The 16582-nt window shown below is 56.6% G+C and carries 15 protein-coding genes; 4 read left to right on the top strand and 11 right to left on the bottom strand.

The window, feature by feature from the left end; translation table 11 throughout:
* Positions 1–33 precede the first annotated feature (33 nt).
* The 4 genes from rbfA to pnp all read left to right on the top strand — a co-directional run bounded on the left by rbfA (position 34) and on the right by pnp (position 4143).
* Entirely contained in the window at positions 34–471 is a 438-nt protein-coding gene (rbfA, locus tag BN1135_RS01045) for a 30S ribosome-binding factor RbfA (protein ID WP_042018165.1), read from the top strand.
* A 1-nt stretch (position 472) separates the two neighbouring features.
* Positions 473–1432: a tRNA pseudouridine(55) synthase TruB gene (gene truB, locus BN1135_RS01040; RefSeq protein ID WP_042018162.1), complete on the top strand. Its 960-nt coding sequence runs from the start codon at positions 473–475 to the stop codon at positions 1430–1432.
* A gap of 128 nt (positions 1433–1560) precedes the next feature.
* Entirely contained in the window at positions 1561–1830 is a 270-nt protein-coding gene (rpsO, locus tag BN1135_RS01035) for a 30S ribosomal protein S15 (protein WP_005326646.1), read from the top strand.
* Between the two features lie 168 nt (positions 1831–1998).
* Complete coding sequence (pnp, locus tag BN1135_RS01030) at positions 1999–4143, top strand: polyribonucleotide nucleotidyltransferase (protein WP_042018159.1); 2145 nt, start codon at positions 1999–2001, stop codon at positions 4141–4143.
* A gap of 94 nt (positions 4144–4237) precedes the next feature.
* Here pnp and BN1135_RS01025 read toward each other — a convergent pair whose 3' ends face one another.
* The 11 genes from BN1135_RS01025 to BN1135_RS00975 all read right to left on the bottom strand — a co-directional run bounded on the left by BN1135_RS01025 (position 4238) and on the right by BN1135_RS00975 (position 16484).
* Positions 4238–5296 carry a protein-glutamate methylesterase/protein-glutamine glutaminase gene (locus BN1135_RS01025; RefSeq protein ID WP_042018157.1) on the bottom strand — a complete coding sequence of 353 codons (1059 nt, stop codon included), beginning with the start codon at positions 5294–5296 and terminating at the stop codon, positions 4238–4240.
* Positions 5293–5784: a chemoreceptor glutamine deamidase CheD gene (gene cheD, locus BN1135_RS01020; protein ID WP_042018156.1), complete on the bottom strand. Its 492-nt coding sequence runs from the start codon at positions 5782–5784 to the stop codon at positions 5293–5295. Before cheD ends, BN1135_RS01025 begins: the two co-directional genes overlap by 4 nt.
* A gap of 3 nt (positions 5785–5787) precedes the next feature.
* Entirely contained in the window at positions 5788–6591 is an 804-nt protein-coding gene (locus BN1135_RS01015; RefSeq protein ID WP_042018153.1) for a CheR family methyltransferase, read from the bottom strand.
* Between the two features lie 57 nt (positions 6592–6648).
* A complete protein-coding gene (locus tag BN1135_RS01010; RefSeq protein ID WP_042018151.1) occupies positions 6649–8406 on the bottom strand; it encodes a methyl-accepting chemotaxis protein in 1758 nt (585 codons plus the stop codon).
* A 43-nt stretch (positions 8407–8449) separates the two neighbouring features.
* Positions 8450–9019: a chemotaxis protein CheW gene (locus BN1135_RS01005; protein WP_042018150.1), complete on the bottom strand. Its 570-nt coding sequence runs from the start codon at positions 9017–9019 to the stop codon at positions 8450–8452.
* Between the two features lie 12 nt (positions 9020–9031).
* Positions 9032–10957 (bottom strand): HAMP domain-containing methyl-accepting chemotaxis protein, encoded by a 1926-nt coding sequence (locus tag BN1135_RS01000; RefSeq protein ID WP_042018149.1) that lies wholly within the window; start codon positions 10955–10957, stop codon positions 9032–9034.
* A gap of 10 nt (positions 10958–10967) precedes the next feature.
* Positions 10968–13178 (bottom strand): chemotaxis protein CheA, encoded by a 2211-nt coding sequence (locus tag BN1135_RS00995; protein ID WP_042018148.1) that lies wholly within the window; start codon positions 13176–13178, stop codon positions 10968–10970.
* Positions 13179–13200: 22 nt separating this feature from the next.
* Complete coding sequence (locus tag BN1135_RS00990; RefSeq protein WP_042018147.1) at positions 13201–13527, bottom strand: STAS domain-containing protein; 327 nt, start codon at positions 13525–13527, stop codon at positions 13201–13203.
* 13 nt (positions 13528–13540) lie between these two features.
* The gene (locus BN1135_RS00985) at positions 13541–13909 is read right to left on the bottom strand and encodes a response regulator (protein ID WP_042018146.1); all 369 of its coding nucleotides are present in this window, start codon (positions 13907–13909) and stop codon (positions 13541–13543) included.
* A gap of 9 nt (positions 13910–13918) precedes the next feature.
* Positions 13919–15133, bottom strand: a complete 1215-nt coding sequence (locus BN1135_RS00980) for a methyl-accepting chemotaxis protein (RefSeq protein ID WP_042018145.1) — start codon at positions 15131–15133, stop codon at positions 13919–13921.
* A gap of 262 nt (positions 15134–15395) precedes the next feature.
* Positions 15396–16484, bottom strand: a complete 1089-nt coding sequence (locus BN1135_RS00975; protein ID WP_042018144.1) for a ketoacyl-ACP synthase III — start codon at positions 16482–16484, stop codon at positions 15396–15398.
* Positions 16485–16582: the final 98 nt, after the last annotated feature.

The raw sequence follows: 16582 nt of genomic DNA, 5'->3' as shown, positions 1-16582 counted from the left end.
GGGCCACGGCCCCCTTTTATCGCAGGATAGAATATGGCCAGAGAATTCAGCCGGACCCGTCGGGTCGGACAGCAGATCCAGCGTGAAATCGCGCTGATCCTGCAGCGTGAGGTGAAAGATCCCCGCATTGGCATGGTGACAGTTTCCGATGTGGAAGTGTCCAAAGATCTTAACTATGCAAAAATTTACGTCACTTTTCTGCAGTTGGAGAATGACGGCGATCGCATCAAGGAAGGCCTGTTGGGTCTGACTGAAGCCGCCGGTTATATCCGCAGCCTGCTTGGCAGCGCCATGCGTCTGCGGGTAGTGCCTGAGCTGCGTTTCTACTACGACCAGACCCTGGTCGAAGGGATGCGTCTCTCCAACCTGGTGACCAACACTGTGCGCGAAGACAAGCGTCGCATGGCCGAAGCTGGCCGTGACGAAGAGACGGATGCCACACCCGATGACACAACAGAGGATAAAGCCTGAGATGTCACGCAGACGTCGTTTCAAGGGCCGTGATGTTCACGGCATCCTGCTGCTGGATAAGCCAACCGGTCTGACCTCCAACGATGTGTTGCAGAAGGTCAAGCGGATCTACAACGCAGCCAAGGCTGGCCACACTGGCGCCCTGGACCCGTTGGCGACCGGCATGCTGCCGATCTGCCTCGGTGAGGCCACCAAGTTCTCTCAGTATCTGCTGGAGGCGGACAAGCGCTATGAGGTGACCGCCAAGCTGGGCGAGCGCACCAATACCAGTGACTCCGACGGCGAAGTGGTTTCCACTCGTCCGGTGAACGTGGCGATGGGTACCCTGATTGAGTCGCTGGATCAGTTCCGCGGCCCGATCATGCAGGTGCCGTCCATGTATTCTGCGCTCAAGCACAATGGCCGCCCGCTCTATGAGTATGCCCGTGAAGGCATCACCATCGAGCGTGAAGCCCGTCCCATCACGATATTCGAACTCAAACTGCTGAGCTTCGAAGGTGATGAAGTGCGCCTCGAAGTGCACTGCAGCAAAGGCACCTACATCCGCACGCTGGTCGATGATCTGGGGGAAGTGCTGGGTTGTGGCGCCCACGTCACCCAGTTGCGTCGTACTCAGGTGGCCAGCTATCCCTATGATCGGATGCTGACCCTGGAGCAGCTGGAGTGCATTCTCGAGCAGTCCAAGGCCGAGAGTACCCCGCCGCGCGAGCAGCTCGATCCGCTGCTGTTGCCGATGGATACCGCAGTGGCATCTTTGCCTGAGGTGAACATGCTGGCGGTAGTCGCTGCGTATGTGAATCAGGGCCAAGCGGTACAGGTGCCTGGCGCACCGGCCAGTGGTCAGGTTCGCATGACAGTCGGCCCAGAGCGCGAGTTTATCGGCGTGGGTGACATTGATGCTGATGGTCGGGTTGCGCCCAAGCGATTGGTGCGTTATCACGACGATAACATCGAGGAGTAATCCTCTGGCGGTATCGGCGCGTCTTTCCCGTTGCGAAAATAGCCGGGGACGATTATGATACCGCCCTCATTTCACGGCTGAATTAGAGATTGGCTGTGAACCTTTAAACACTCTACTGGAGTACACACATGTCTCTAAATGCTGAGATCAAAGCTTCCATCGTTGCTGACAACGCTCGTTGCGCTAACGACACTGGTTCCCCCGAAGTGCAGGTTGCCCTGCTGACTGCCCAGATCAACCATCTGCAAGGTCACTTCAAGGAGCACTCAAAGGACCACCACGGTCGTCGCGGTCTGCTGCGCATGGTTTCCCAGCGTCGTAAGCTGCTGGACTACCTGAAGCGTAAAGATGTTCAGCGTTATGCTGCTCTGATCGCCAAGCTGGGTCTGCGTCGTTAATCGACCATCAGATTTCGCGAAAAAGGGGAACCGTGAGGTTCCCCTTTTTTATTGCTCTTCAAGTCGTTGCCTGCTTCACAGAATTCGTGTCCCCGCTTACCTTTTGCAGTGAATCAAGTATACTTGTGCGCGAATTTAAAGAGCCAAATTGTAAAAAAGGAAATTCACGTGAATCCTATTGTAAAGTCATTCCAGTACGGTCAACACACCGTCACTCTGGAAACCGGTGTGATGGCCCGTCAAGCCACTGCGGCCGTTATGGTCAGCATGGACGATACCTGCGTATTTGTAACCGTAGTTGGTAAGAAAGAGGCCGATCATGGCCGTGATTTCTTCCCGCTGACCGTCAACTACCAGGAGCGTACCTATGCTGCTGGTCGTATCCCGGGTGGTTTCTTCCGTCGTGAAGGCCGTCCGAGCGAAGGTGAGACCCTCACTTCCCGCCTGATCGACCGTCCTATTCGCCCGCTGTTCCCGGAAGGCTTCCTCAATGAGGTTCAGGTGGTTGCCACCGTCATGTCCGTGAATCCGCTGGTTTCTCCGGACATCGTTGCCATGATCGGTGCCTCTGCTGCACTGGCCATCTCCGGTATTCCGTTTGGTGGTCCGATTGCAGCTGCTCGCGTGGGCTACATGAACGGTCAGTACATGCTGAACCCGACTACCGCTGAACTGCCGCAGAGCGATCTGGACCTGGTGGTTGCCGGTACTGCCAACGCGGTACTGATGGTTGAGTCCGAAGCGGCCATCCTCTCTGAAGAGGTGATGCTGGGCGCCGTGGTATTTGGTCATGACCAGATGCAGATCGTCATCAATGCGATCAACGAGTTTGCTGCCGCTGTTGGCACCAAGCCGTGGAACTGGACTGCGCCTGCCGTTAACGAGCCGCTGAAAGCCAAGATCGCCGAGCTGGCGACTGCCGAACTGGGTGAAGCGTATCGCATCACTGAGAAAGCAGTACGTTACGAAGCCATCGGTGCCATCAAGGCGCGCGTGGTTGAGCAGGTCATTGCTTCCGGTGTTGCCGACGATGCCAAGAAGATCGGTGAAGAGTTCCACAGCCTGGAAAGCCGTATCGTCCGTGGCCGCGTAGTGCGTGGCGAGCCGCGCATCGATGGTCGTGATCCGGAAATGATCCGCGCCCTGTCTGTCGGCACCGGTATTCTGCCCCGTGCTCACGGTTCTGCCCTGTTCACCCGTGGTGAGACTCAGGCCATCGTGGTTGCGACCCTGGGTACCGAGCGTGATGCTCAGAACATCGACGAGCTGGCTGGCCATCGCGCCGACCGCTTCATGCTGCACTATAACTTCCCGCCGTATTGCGTCGGTGAGACTGGCATGATGGGTAGCCCCAAGCGTCGTGAAATCGGTCACGGCCGTCTGGCCAAGCGTGGTGTTGCTGCCGTAATGCCGAGCGCCGCCGAGTTCCCGTACGTGGTACGTGTGGTGTCTGAAATCACCGAATCCAACGGTTCTTCCTCCATGGCCTCTGTCTGTGGTTCCTCCCTGGCGCTGATGGATGCAGGTGTGCCGATCAAGGCCTCTGTTGCCGGTATCGCCATGGGTCTGGTGAAGGAAGAAGAAGGTTTCGTCGTGCTGTCCGACATCCTGGGTGACGAAGATCACCTGGGTGACATGGACTTCAAAGTAGCCGGTACCACCGAAGGTATCACCGCGCTGCAGATGGACATCAAGATCGAAGGCATCACCAAAGAGATCATGGAGATTGCCCTCAAGCAAGCTCGTGGCGCTCGCCTGCACATCCTGAAAGTGATGGATGAAGCCATCCAGGCTCCGCGCAGCGAAATCTCTGATTTTGCCCCGCGTATCCACACCATCAAGATCAATCCTGAGAAGATCAAGGACGTGATCGGTAAGGGTGGTTCAGTGATCCGTGCGCTGACCGAAGAGACCGGCACCAACATCGAGCTGGATGATGACGGTACTGTTCGCATCTCCGCCGTGGCCAACGAAGCTGCCATGGAAGCGATCCGTCGTATCGAAGCGATCACCGCCGAGATCGAAGTGAACCGCATCTATGAAGGTAAAGTGGTACGTCTGGCTGACTTCGGTGCCTTCGTCAACATCCTGCCGGGCAAAGATGGTCTGGTACACATCTCCCAGATCACCGACGCTCGCGTGCAGAACGTGGCTGACCACCTGACCATCGGTGATGTGGTCAAGGTGAAGGTACTGGAAGTGGACCGTCAGGGCCGCGTACGCCTCTCCATCAAGGAAGCGAACGCGCCGACTGAAGCTGCACCTGCCGCTGATGCCGCGCCGGCTGCTGAAGAAGCGCCTGCCGCAGAGTAATCTGCCGCTCTGATTCCGGACTGGTTTCGGTTGATGTAAAAAGTCCGGCTCCCCTTGGGGAGCCGGACTTTTTTATGGGAAAAACCCGATGGTGCTACCTGCCAAGGATGGCATATTGCATCTCTTGCAGAGGGAGCACATGGCGAGCGGCCCCCAGTTTTATCGCCTCTTTGGGCATGCCGAAGACCACGCAGGAGGCCTCATCCTGGGCATAGGTATTGGCACCAGCTTCCAGCATCTCGCGCAATCCCCGGGCACCGTCATCCCCCATGCCGGTCATGATGATGCCGGTGGCGTTCTTGCCGGCATATTTGGCGACGGAGCGAAACAGCACATCCACCGAAGGACGATGGCGGTTGATGAGCGGCCCATCGACCACCTCGACGTGATAGTAGGCACCGCTGCGTTTAAGCAACATGTGCTTGCCCCCGGGGGCAATCAGCGCCAGCCCGGGGATCACCCTGTCATTGTTTTTTGCCTCCCGCACTTCTATCTGGCAGACCCCGTTCAGCCGCTCGGCGAACATGGCGGTAAATTTCTCCGGCATGTGCTGCACGATGACAATGCCGGGACTGACCCGGGGCAGGGCAGTCAGCACCACTTCCAGCGCCTGGGTGCCGCCAGTTGAGGTGCCGATGGCAATGAGCCGTTCAGTGGTTTGTGCCATGGCATGTTGGTTGGGTGGCAGTATGACATCCGCATTGAGTTTGGTGCTGATCGTTGAGGGGGCCGGCTTGCCAACACGTTTGAGATTGGCCTGGGCGGCAGCCCTCACCGCCATGGCCAGATCGTGGGCGGATTCTTGCAGAAAGCTTTTTAATCCCATGGTTGGCTTGGTGATGATATCCACTGCACCCGCAGCCATCGCTTGCAGTGTAGTTTCCGCTCCCTTTTCGGTGAGAGATGAGCAGATCACCACCGGTGTCGGGTGCTCGGCCATGATTTTGGTGAGAAATGTGATGCCGTCCATGCGTGGCATTTCCACATCGAGCACGATGACGTCAGGCCACTCTTTCTTCAGTTTTTCCTGAGCAAACAGGGGATCCGATGCCGTGGCGATCACCTTGATGTCAGGCTCCTGCTCCAGCACCGCTTGCAATACCTGTCTGACCACGGCGGAATCATCCACCAGCATGACCCGGATCTGCTTCATTCTCGCGACTCCCGTTGATGTGGCAGACGATGATGGCGGAGCCAGACACTGCCGTTGCTGAGCTCAAAGAGCAAGCTTCGGTGGCCGCTATGGCCAAGATGATGAGCCTTGATATCAAGGCCAAGGTCTCTGGTCAGCTGCCAGGCTGCCTGAATATTTTTGGTGGCGACATTGTTGTCGCTCTGTGCGTATTGCTGCTCGGTGAACATGTTGCCTCCCCCGAACAGCTTGGCTTCGTACTCATGAATGGGGGCGGGATAGTGATCTGCTGCCTGCATTAGCAAGGCGAGGGCCTCATCGGCATAGCGTCCATCAAGCCCGGTCGAGGGGTTGCCTCGCGTGGGTAACATGTAGTGACACATGCCCCCCTGTTTTTGCTCGGGATGCCATAGGGTGATGGCGATACAGGACCCCAGTAGGGTTTTGACCACCACATCCTCCTTGCCAAAAAAGAGTTCGCCCGGTTGCAGGATCACCTCCCGTGCCATAGTTCATCTCTTCTGATAAATGGAGGGGGACACTAACTGCAGGCCGTGAGGCAAGCCGTGCAGGCTTTCAGCGTGGCTGACCAGCAGATAGCCGCCGGGTTTGAGCCGGGGTACCAGTCGTTGCAGCACTTGCCCTTTGGTCTCCTTGTTGAAATAGATCATCACGTTCCTGATGAAGATCACGTCGAACATCCCCAGATCCGGCAGCTCCTGATTGAGGTTGATCTGCATGAAATTAACTTTGTCCCGTAACTTGCGGTCGATGATGAAAATACCCTCCTGCAGGCCGATGCCCTTGAGGCAGTACTTCATCAAAAAGGGCAGCGGAATGTTGTGTGCCCGTTCGATCAGATAGCGCCCGCTCATGGCCTGTTCCAGCACCCGTGACGAGATGTCAGATGCCACGATTTCCCAGTTGAGGGTGCCGCGCTTCTCTGCCAGCGTCATGGCCAGACTGTAAGGCTCTTCTCCCGATGAGCTGGCGGCACTCCAGATCCGTAAGGTGCGTTCTGTCGGGAAATGCGCAAGTACTTGCCTGGTCAGAAACTCAAAGTGTTTGGGCTCCCTGAAAAAGTAGGTTTCATTGGTTGTGAGCAGATCGAGCGCCAGCTGTAGTTCGCTGCTACGGTCGTTCATGATGAGCTGGAAATAGTCGTCATAACTATCCAGCTCGTAGTGGCAGAGTCGTTTCGCCAGCCGGCTGGCAACCAAAGCCTTTTTGGCTGGAGACAGCTCTATTCCCGCCGTTTGATGAAGCCAGTGCTGGAAACGGGAGAACTCATCATCATGCAACTGGGTTTGATACAAAATCCTGCCCCTCTACCAGTGACGTCGGATGTGGGAGAGGCAAAGCCTCTCCCGTAGCTAGAATCGGACAAAATCGGCGTCGTTGAGTGGTGGTCGCGAGTGATTTGATGGTCGTTCATTACCAGGGGCGTTGCCCTCGTTGATGAAACGCCCCTTGGTTATCGCATTGCGTGTCGTTGCGTGGGCCCGGTTATCCTTGCGCACTTCCTCCAAAGTGAAAAACTCCATGGCCAGCTGTAGCTGCTCGGCCTGACTACTCATCTCCTCGGCAGTGGCTGCAAGCTCTTCGCTGCAAGAGGCATTCTGCTGGGTGACCTGGCTTAACTGATTCATGGCCAGGTTGATTTGGCTGACCCCTGTCGATTGCTCATTGGAGGCTGCACTAATCTCCTGTACCAGGTCAGAGGTTTTGTTAATGGACGGCACCATCTGATCCAGCAAGCGACCTGCTTTTTCTGCCATCTCCACACTACTGGAGGCGAGCTCGCCAATCTCCTGTGCCGCAATTTGGCTACGTTCTGCCAGTTTGCGCACCTCTGCAGCTACGACCGCAAAGCCTTTGCCGTGATCGCCTGCCCGTGCCGCTTCAATGGCCGCGTTGAGTGCCAGCAGATTGGTCTGGTAGGCGATGTCATCGATGATGCCAATCCGTTTGGCGATCTGTTTCATCGCATCGACGGTGAGCTTGACTGCTTCGCCTCCCTCGACGGCCTCTTTGGCGGCCTTGCTGGCCATGCCATCAGTGACTTGAGCGTTGTCGGTATTCTGATTGATGCTGGCGCTCATCTGTTCGATAGAGGCACTGGTCTCTTCCATGCTGGAGGCCTGTTCACTGCTGGATTGGCTGATGGACTGGGCGGTGGCACTTACCTGCTCGGCGGCGCTGGAGAGATTGTCAGAGGCGCTACGAACTTCGGTGACGATTTTGGTCAGCGAGGTGATCGTGATGTTGAGTGAATCCTTGGTGGTACCAAAAATACCGGGATAGTCAGCCTCTATCTGTTGGGTCAGGTCCCCTTTAGCCAGACATTGTACGACCCGGATAACCTCGTTGAGGGTGCGGTCGATCACTTCGGCAATCTGGTTGATCCCTTCACCCATTGCCTGAAAGAAGCCGCTCTTGCCAGCAAGTTCCATCCGGCGGTGCAGTTCACCATTGATCACTGCCTGCACGATGTCGGACATCTCTTTTTCTATCATCACCTCCTTGGTTCTGTCTGCCCATTCGACGACTGAGCCCATGCGCTCGCCGCTATCGCTGAAGACCGGATTGGCAATCAGGGAGAAGGTTCGTCCTCCCAGCTGGATCTGGGTTCGGAATGTATTGTTGAGTTTGGCCAGCATCGCCCGTTGATGGCTGGGGTTTTTATGAAAACTGTCGATATTGGCGCCCATCAGCTGATTGGCATTGAAGCTGTAGAGCTCTTTTTTGATATCAGTTTCAGCCTGATTAAGCATGCCCGTCACGGCCTCGTTCATATAGATAATGTCGAGATTGGTGTCGGCGATCATCACGTTGGTGCTGGCGCAGTCCAGAGCCTTGCGAACCAGTCTGTTCTCATGGAGCAACGCCTGGCTGTTCCTGACTTCATCCCGGCTCTGCTCCAGCTTGTCGCTGAGCGAGGTCACCACGTCGTTGACGGCATTTCCTATCGTGCGCAGGGCATTATCCAGTCCGGAAAGGTCGAGTGGGGCTGGGGGGCGATCTTCCACGATGGCACGCTGGACTTGTCCGATAGCGTCGAGTAACAGGGCCTGTTGTCTTGCTTCTGCGGCATCGTTCCCGAAGAGTTTGCCTAAGAGTGACTGGGTCATGAGCGTTTCCTTATGCTGCATGTCATGGAGTATGGGGGCCTGTTCAGGAGTGCTGCAGATTGCCTTGCGGTAACCTTGCCTGTGGCTGGGCCAGTTCGTTGAGTTGTGCCATCTCATCGAGTGACAACACTTTTGCGGTATCGATGAGGATGACGAATTTACCGCTGACTTTGCCCATGCCGCTGATAAAGTCAGCCCTGATGCGGGCGCCAAAACTTGGCGGTGGTTCAATATCAGCTTGTGGAATACCTAACACCTCCGACACGGAATCCACTACGACACCTATATCCTGGCTGACAGGCTCATCACCCTGCTGCGCCATTCCCTCAATGATGATGATGCAACTGCGGCGGGTAATATTTGAAGGGGTATTGCCAAAGCGCGCACTGAGGTCAACGACTGAGACAACAGCTCCTCGCAGATTGATGACGCCACGAATAAAGCTCGGCATCATCGGGATTGGAGTGATATTGCCGTATTCAATGATCTCTTTGACCCCCAGAATATTGATGGCGAACATCTCGTTGTTGATCAGAAACGTCAGGTACTGGGCATCGCCGCTGCTCTCGCCAGCGGCCAATAATGGCAGCGTGATGTCGGTGGATGTATGCATGGTCGCCTCCGGTTAGAAACGGACAAAATCCGCTTCAGCAATGGAATGGGATGATGGTTGATTGGGCTGACTGGCCCGTTGTGGCGGTGCGATGAAACTGCCTCTGGGAGGAATCCCCTTGTGGCTGGTTTCATGTGGCCTGGAGTTGAGCTGCACACTTTTTTCCAGAGCGAAGAAGGCCATGGTTTGCTGCAGTTCGCTGGCTTGCGAGCTCATCTCTTCGGCGGTGGCCGCCAGCTCCTCGCTACTGGCCGCATTCTGTTGTGTCACCTGATTGAGTTGGCTCATAGCCAGACTGATCTGGTTGGCTGCACTGGCCTGCTCGCCCGAAGCGGCATTGATCTCTTGTACCAGATCAGAGGTCTTGCGAATGGAGGGGACGATCCTCTCCAGCAGGTTGCCGGCCCGCTCTGCCTTGCTGACGCTGTCGGAGGAGAGCTCGCCAATCTCTTGCGCCGCGATCTGGCTGCGTTCTGCCAGTTTTCTCACCTCGGCGGCAACCACCGCGAAGCCTTTGCCATGTTCTCCGGCGCGAGCTGCCTCGATGGCCGCATTGAGCGCAAGCAGGTTGGTCTGGTAGGCGATGTCATCAATGATGCTGACTTTTTTGGCGATCTGCTGCATGGCGGTCACTGTCTGTTGTACGGATTGGCCCCCTTCGGTGGCCTCCAGCACCGAGTTGCTGGCCATGCTGTCGGTGATCTTGGCGTTCTCGGTGTTCTGGTTGATGCTGGCGCTCATCTGCTCGATAGAGGCGCTGGTCTCCTCGACACTGGCTGCTTGCTCGCTGGTGGCCTGACTCAATGCCTGCGCCGTATTGCTCACCTGATTGGAGGCGTTGGTCAGGTTGTCGGCGGCATTACGTACTTCTTCGATGATATTGGTTAGCGCAGTGATGGTCTGGTTGAGACCATCTTTGGTCTGGCCAAAAATACCTGGGTAGGGCTCATCGATCCGCTGGGTCAGATCCCCCCTGGAGAGCGCGGTGGCGATGCGCATCACATCTTCCAGGCTGGTATCTGTCACCTGGGAGAGACGATTCAGTAGCTCGGATACCCGCTTGATATAGCCCTGGCGATCCTCCAGTGCAATCTTGTGGCTGAAGTCTCCCTGCTCGACGGCGGCTGTGACCAGGGTCTCGATATCCGTGATCAAGGCCCCCAGTTTTTTGACCATGTTGTCCATCGCCATCAGGAGCTGACCTGCCTCGTCGTTAGATTCGATCTTGATTGATACATCCAGATTGCCCTCGGCCAGGCTATTGGCCACGCGCAGGGCCTGTTCGATCGGGGTGATGATGCTCTTGATCAACATGGCGCCAAACCAGGCAGCGAGCACTATGCCGACCGCGATAACCACCGCCATGGTTATCAGCATCACGTCATACCAGGATTGCGCTGCGGTATATTCCGACTTGGCCACGTTGAGCTGCAGGTTGACCAGCTCGGTGATTTTGTTGCCTATCGGGTCGATGGAACCATACAGAGTGCCGTCAAAATTACTCAGCATGCCGGCAATCATGCCGTGCTGGGTGGCGAGGAATTTCTCCAGTTTGCCAATATCGGTATCGGCCGAGTTGAACAGTGTGGTCGCCTCGGCTGACAAGCGCTGCTCATCCGGGGTGAGGGTGGTGGACTGGTAGTTATGCCACTCGTTCTTGATCGTCTGTTGGGCCTGTTTAATCTGGGTCAGGGCCTCTTCTGCCGGGATCAGCCCCGCATTGGCCTTGTTGAGGTTGTCGATGATTGACACGGCATAGCTGTCGGAGATGGTCTTCAGTTGCTTGAGAGGAACCACCCTGTCGTTGTAAACACGCTGCAACCCGGTATTGCTGCTCTGCATGTTGTATAACCCGAGGCTGCCAACGGCCAGCAGCAGCAGGCAGAGCATGCAGAGCAGCACGATGAGACGCAATTTGATGGTGGAGTTTTTGAACATGATGGTCCCCTCAGTTGATGCTGGATTGAGGCAGGTTGCGCGATACTGTCAACCTGTTGAGTTGACTGGATTCTTGAGTTATCGCGTGTTGGATCAGCGAGGGAATGTCGAGGATCAGGGCGACCTCTCCTCCCCCCAGAATGGTTGAACCACTGATGCCTTGCAGGCGCTGGAACAATTTCCCCAACGGCTTGATGACGGTCTGGAATTCTCCCAGCAGTTCATCCACCACCAGTCCGGATTTTTTGCCTGCATGGCTGACCACGACAATGTTCTCGCGCCGCCCCTTGCTGCCATTGGTATCGAAGTAGTGTTGCAGGCGGATAAAGGGCAGCACCTCGCCACGCAAATTGATGTAATTGCGCCCCTGGGTATCGGCCAGTGCACTCTGGGTCAATTCAACGCATTCGATCACCATATCGAGTGGAATGACGTAGTGGGTGTCACAGACCCGCACCAGGAAGCCGTCGATGATGGCGAGGGTAAGCGGCAGGCGGATCTGCACGCGGGTTCCTTTTCCCGGGATGCTGTCCAGATCGACCGTGCCGCGCAGGGCAGTTATGTTGCGTTTGACGACATCCATGCCCACCCCGCGACCGGAGAGGTTGGTGACAGCCTCTGCGGTGGAGAACCCCGGCTCGAAGATCAGGTTGTATATCTCCTGATCCGTCAGCGTGGTGGTGGCGCTGATCAGACCGCGCTCGATGGCTTTTTGCTGGATCCTGACTTTGTTGAGACCGGCACCGTCATCCCGTATTTCGATGACGATACTGTTGGAGTCGTGATAGGCGTTGAGATTCAGGGTGCCGCGGGGTGATTTGCCTGCCAGCAGCCGTTGTTCTGCCGATTCGATACCGTGATCCATCGAGTTTCTGACCAGATGCATCAGTGGGTCACCGATCTTCTCTACCACCGACTTGTCCAGTTCGGTCTCGGCTCCGGAGATCACTAGCGTGATATCCTTGTTCAGCTCCTGACTGACATCGCGCACCACCCGCTGGAAGCGGTTGAAGGTATCGCCGATAGGCACCATGCGCAGACGCAGCGCACTGTCACGGATCTCTTCAACCAGCATTGCGATGACCGAGGTGGCTTCCTGCAGCTGGCTCTCTCGGGTGCGCTGGGCTAACAGGTTGGCCCCTGAACTGGCGACCACCAGCTCTCCGACCAGATTGATCAGATCATCCAGCTTGTCGGCATGCACCCTGACGTAACGACCCTCTTTGCTCTTGTTCTCCTTGGTCTGGTTCTGTTTTTTCAGGGCGGCATCGACCACGGCTTCGTTGACGGCACCCTGCGCAATCAGGATCTCCCCGAGTTTGGGCGCTTGCTCTGCCGGTGTTGCTTGTTGTGCCTGCAGACCGTTGGCCAGCTCCTCTGCTGTCAGGGCGCCGGTGTTGACCAGCAATTGCCCCAGCATGGCGTTATCTTCCGGCAGTGACTCAATCAGGTTGATGAACTCGGCGATCTTGCTGTGGGGCGGCAAAATGGTGATTTGGCAGTCATCTCTGACAAATTCAAAAACATCGCTGATGGCCGTCTTGTCTGCCTGCGAGTCGAAGTCTATCTCGTAGCCAAGGTAGCAATTTTCCGGATCGAACTGTTCCCAATCCGGTAGCGCCTGATGGATGGTCTCCATCGAGCAGATGCTACCGAGGGTGCTGAGATAGCGCAGAAAGGCGGCCGGATCCATGCCGTTGCGCAGCACGTCGGGGCCAAAACGCAGGGAGATATGCCACAAGGAGGCTGAGCTGGTAATGCCACCCTCTTTTTCGATCTTGGGTTCAGGTGTATGCACCCTATCTGGCAGCGTGGCATGGGGGACGCACTGATGACGGGTGAGAGCGAGCCTCAGCCGTTCATCCTGACTGGCATCGTTTTCGCTCAGCGCATCGCCCTGCTCTGCAACGACGCTGATCAGCATCTGGATGTGGTCGCAGCTTTCCAGCAAGTCCTTGATCAGCATGGAGGTGACGGTGAGCTGCTGATTGCGGATCTGGTCGAGCAGATCCTCGACGATATGGGTAAACCCGACGATTGGCTGCAGACCAAACAGGCCTGCCGATCCCTTGATGGTATGGGCTGCACGGAAGATAGCGCCAATCAGCTCGCTATTGTCAGGGTCAGCCTCCAGTGAGAGCAGAGCTGACTCCATCTCTTCGAGCAACTCCCGTGCCTCGGCGATATAGGTCTGTAAAGCCTGATCAAGATCGATGCTCACGGTGACTCCTTGTCATGGTGGCTCAAGGCCGTTCGCCATGGGTGATGAGGGTAGGGTCGCCAAAAAAGGCCGATAGCTGGCACAGTTCCAGAAGTTCAAGCACAACATTGCTGTGCCAGATCAGTGCCAGCGATGAACCCTGCTGCAGAGCGGTTTTCTTGGTGGCCAGCAGCAATTGCAGCCCAGCGCTGTCTATTTCGGATACCGCGGCCAGATTCAGCTCCAGTTCGCGCCCCTGATGCAGCAAGGGCGAGAGGGCATCTTTCAGTTCGCTGACCGTATAGATGGTGATCTCGTCCGGCATGGTCACCACCACCTTGTTGTCGAGTAGCTCACTCTGTAGTTGCATGATGCGCTCCGGATCAGGGCATGATGAGCTTGGCGACGGCGGCCAGCATTTGCTCGGGCTGGAAGGGTTTGACCACCCAGGCTTTGGCTCCTGCGGCTTGTCCTTCCTGCTTCTTGCTGTCTTGCGACTCGGTGGTCAGCATGATGACGGGGGTGAATTTGTAGCTGGCCAGCTTTTTGGCCTCTTTGACGAAGGTGATGCCATCCATATTCGGCATGTTGACGTCACTGATGATCAGGTTGATCTTCTTGCCATCAAGCTTCTTGAGCGCATCCTTGCCATCGCTCGCCTCCATTACTTCATAACCTGCTCCCTTGAGGGTCATGCCTACGACTTGGCGAATGGTTGCCGAGTCATCCACGATCAGGATCGTTTTGCCCATATCTCTCTCCTAGAAAAATGTGATGTCGGCGCTGCTTGGCTGCGCTTTGACAGAACGGGTGGTGCGACCATGGTGAATATTGCGTTGTTCGTCAGTGGCATATGAGAGCTCCATCTCTGCCAGCCAGCGATTGGCATCGATCTGGATTGGCCCCCCTGCCTGGCTGTTCTGCTCGGAAGTAACCAGGTGGCTGGAGAGGCTCTCCATGTTTTGTCTGACGTGGCTAAGGATCTGGCTGACTCTGTCTTGAAATTGCAGCGAGACAATGACATTGGAGATTTCGAGGTGGATCTCCGTGCTCTCGTTTTGCAGCAGGGACGCCGATTCCGCCAGGCTATCGGTGGCATGACGAAAACGCGTCAGCACTTGCTCTATGGTCTGTTCCGAATTGAGCGCCGAGGCGTGATCCCGAGCCGCCGCATTTTCGGCAATCTGGAAAGCACGGCCGATAGCAGTGTTGATGGTATCGACCTTGTCGGTCATCTTCTGGGCGGTCTCGCTGGAGAGGCGCGAGAGGTTGCGAACCTCATCGGCGACGACTGCAAAACCACGACCGGCTTCGCCAGCGCGCGCGGCTTCAATGGCAGCGTTGAGGGCCAGCAGATTGGTTTGGGAGGCGATTTTGGCCACATCCATGGCCATGGTGTTGAGCTCTATGGTGTAGGTGGTCAGGCTCTTGATTTCGGCCAGCATGGCATCACGGTTTGCCTGGGCAGAGTGCAGAATGGCAACCACCTCATTGAGCTGTTGTTGGCTCTCGCTCAAGACCCCGGCCATGCCACGGGAATTGGCGTCCCCCAGCTCACCTGCTGCCAGGTGGGAGGCACTGACCGCCTCTTCCAGCTTGCTGGCCAAGCCGCTGAAGCGTTGGGTCAGGTCAATCATTGCCGCTTCGGTCTGTTGGCGAGAGTTTTCAATCTGTTGTGACCAGATGGGCAGTGCTTTCTCGCACACCTGTTCGAGCCCGACGATGGAGCGGGCGAGGGTATTGGTTGTGACGGGCTCTTCCCGCTCGGTACTGTTTCGTTGCAAGTGCCGGTGGAAGTGGCTGGATGCCCAGAGGGCGGCTGCAATGGCAACCAGCACATTGATCAGCAGATAAAGAGGTGACAGCGCATCGGCGAGTTGCAGTAACAGGCAGCTCAGCAGAGCAAGCCCGATGCAGCAAATCCAGCAAACCGGTTCCCAAAGCGGTGTGTTCACGCCACTTTTGTGTTGTGCCATACGTAGCTTATCCCTGTGCAAGTATCTGGTAAGAGGTCAAGGAGCGGGACTGCGAGAGTCATGGTGTCCCTTGAAGCTCTTTTCTTTATTTATAGTTGGCTCAGTAAGGTTAGCGGAAAAAAATAAATTGGCTGCAAATCGGATTTGTTTGTATCAGCGATAGCGGTATCGGGGGGAGCGAAGGGGATGACAGGGACGTGGTCAGAGAGCCGCGGGCAAGTGAGGAGAGAAGGAGCCTGAAAGTTCAGGCTCCTGATGAGGATCAGGCCTGGTTGATGTGGGCCTTCTTGCATCCTTCAACGGCATGGGCAATCAGCTCCAGCGCGCTCTTGTCGCAGGGGGGGAGCTCGGCATCGCACTGGTTGATGGGGGTGACGCGCTCACCCCATTTGATGATGGCTGCGCCCCAGGTCAGGCCTGCTCCGAAGGCTGCGGTCAGCAGATAGGAGTTCGGCGTGACGCGGCCCTGCTCCAGCGCCTCGCACAGGGCGATAGGGACGGTGGCGGCGGAGGTGTTGCCGTAGTTTTCGATGTTGACCATCACCTTGTCCATCGGGGCATTCATCCGCTTGGCCAGGGTCTCAATGATGCGAACATTGGCCTGATGGGGCACGATGAGATCGATCTGCTCAGGGGTAATACCGGCCTGGGTGAGTGCGCTTGTGGTAGCTTCGCCCATCCCGCGCACCGCGCGCTTGAAAATCTCCTGGCCTTCAAAGTTGAAGGTAAATAGACCGTCGATATCGGCAAAACGCACCCGATCGGTACCAAAGTTCGGTACGTGCAGGATCTCCCTTGCTTCGCTGTCACAGCCGAGTTTGTTGGCAATCAGGCCACACTCCTGCTCGCTTGCCTCGATCACCACTGCCCCCGCGCCATCACCAAACAGCACTGCGGTATCGCGGCGGGTCCAGTCCAGCAGGTAAGTCAGACGCTCGGCACCGATCACCAGCACCTTCTTCATCATGCCGCTTTGTACCAGGGATGTGCCGACCGACAGCGCGTAGACAAATCCGGTACAGGCGGCATTGAGGTCGAACACGGCGGCGTTGACGGCCCCCAGTTTCTGCTGCACCGCAGAGGCTGCGTTGGGCGCGAGGGTATCCGGGGTTGCTGTCGCCAGTATGATGCAGTCGATATCGGTGGCCTCAAGTCCGGCACAGGCCAAAGCCCGGCGACTAGCCAGGGTGGCGAGATCCGAGGTGCTGACGTGGGAGATCCGGCGGGCCTTGATGCCGGTACGCGGATAGATCCACTCGTCTGACGTATCCATGATGGTGCTGAGGTCATCGTTGGTCAGCACGGAGGGAGGCAGGCATTTGCCCCAGCCGGTGATATTGGCGTATTTCATCTTGTTACCGCTTCTCAAAGTGGATCGCCCGCGGGCGGAAAATCGTGCAATTATGCCGTACGAGACAACCACTGTCATCTTGTGGTCATGGCTATGCG

This window comes from Aeromonas sobria (assembly GCF_000820145.1).
GTDB classification, from domain to species: Bacteria; Pseudomonadota; Gammaproteobacteria; order Enterobacterales; family Aeromonadaceae; genus Aeromonas; species Aeromonas sobria.
This window is presented reverse-complemented; position numbering and strand designations above follow the sequence as displayed.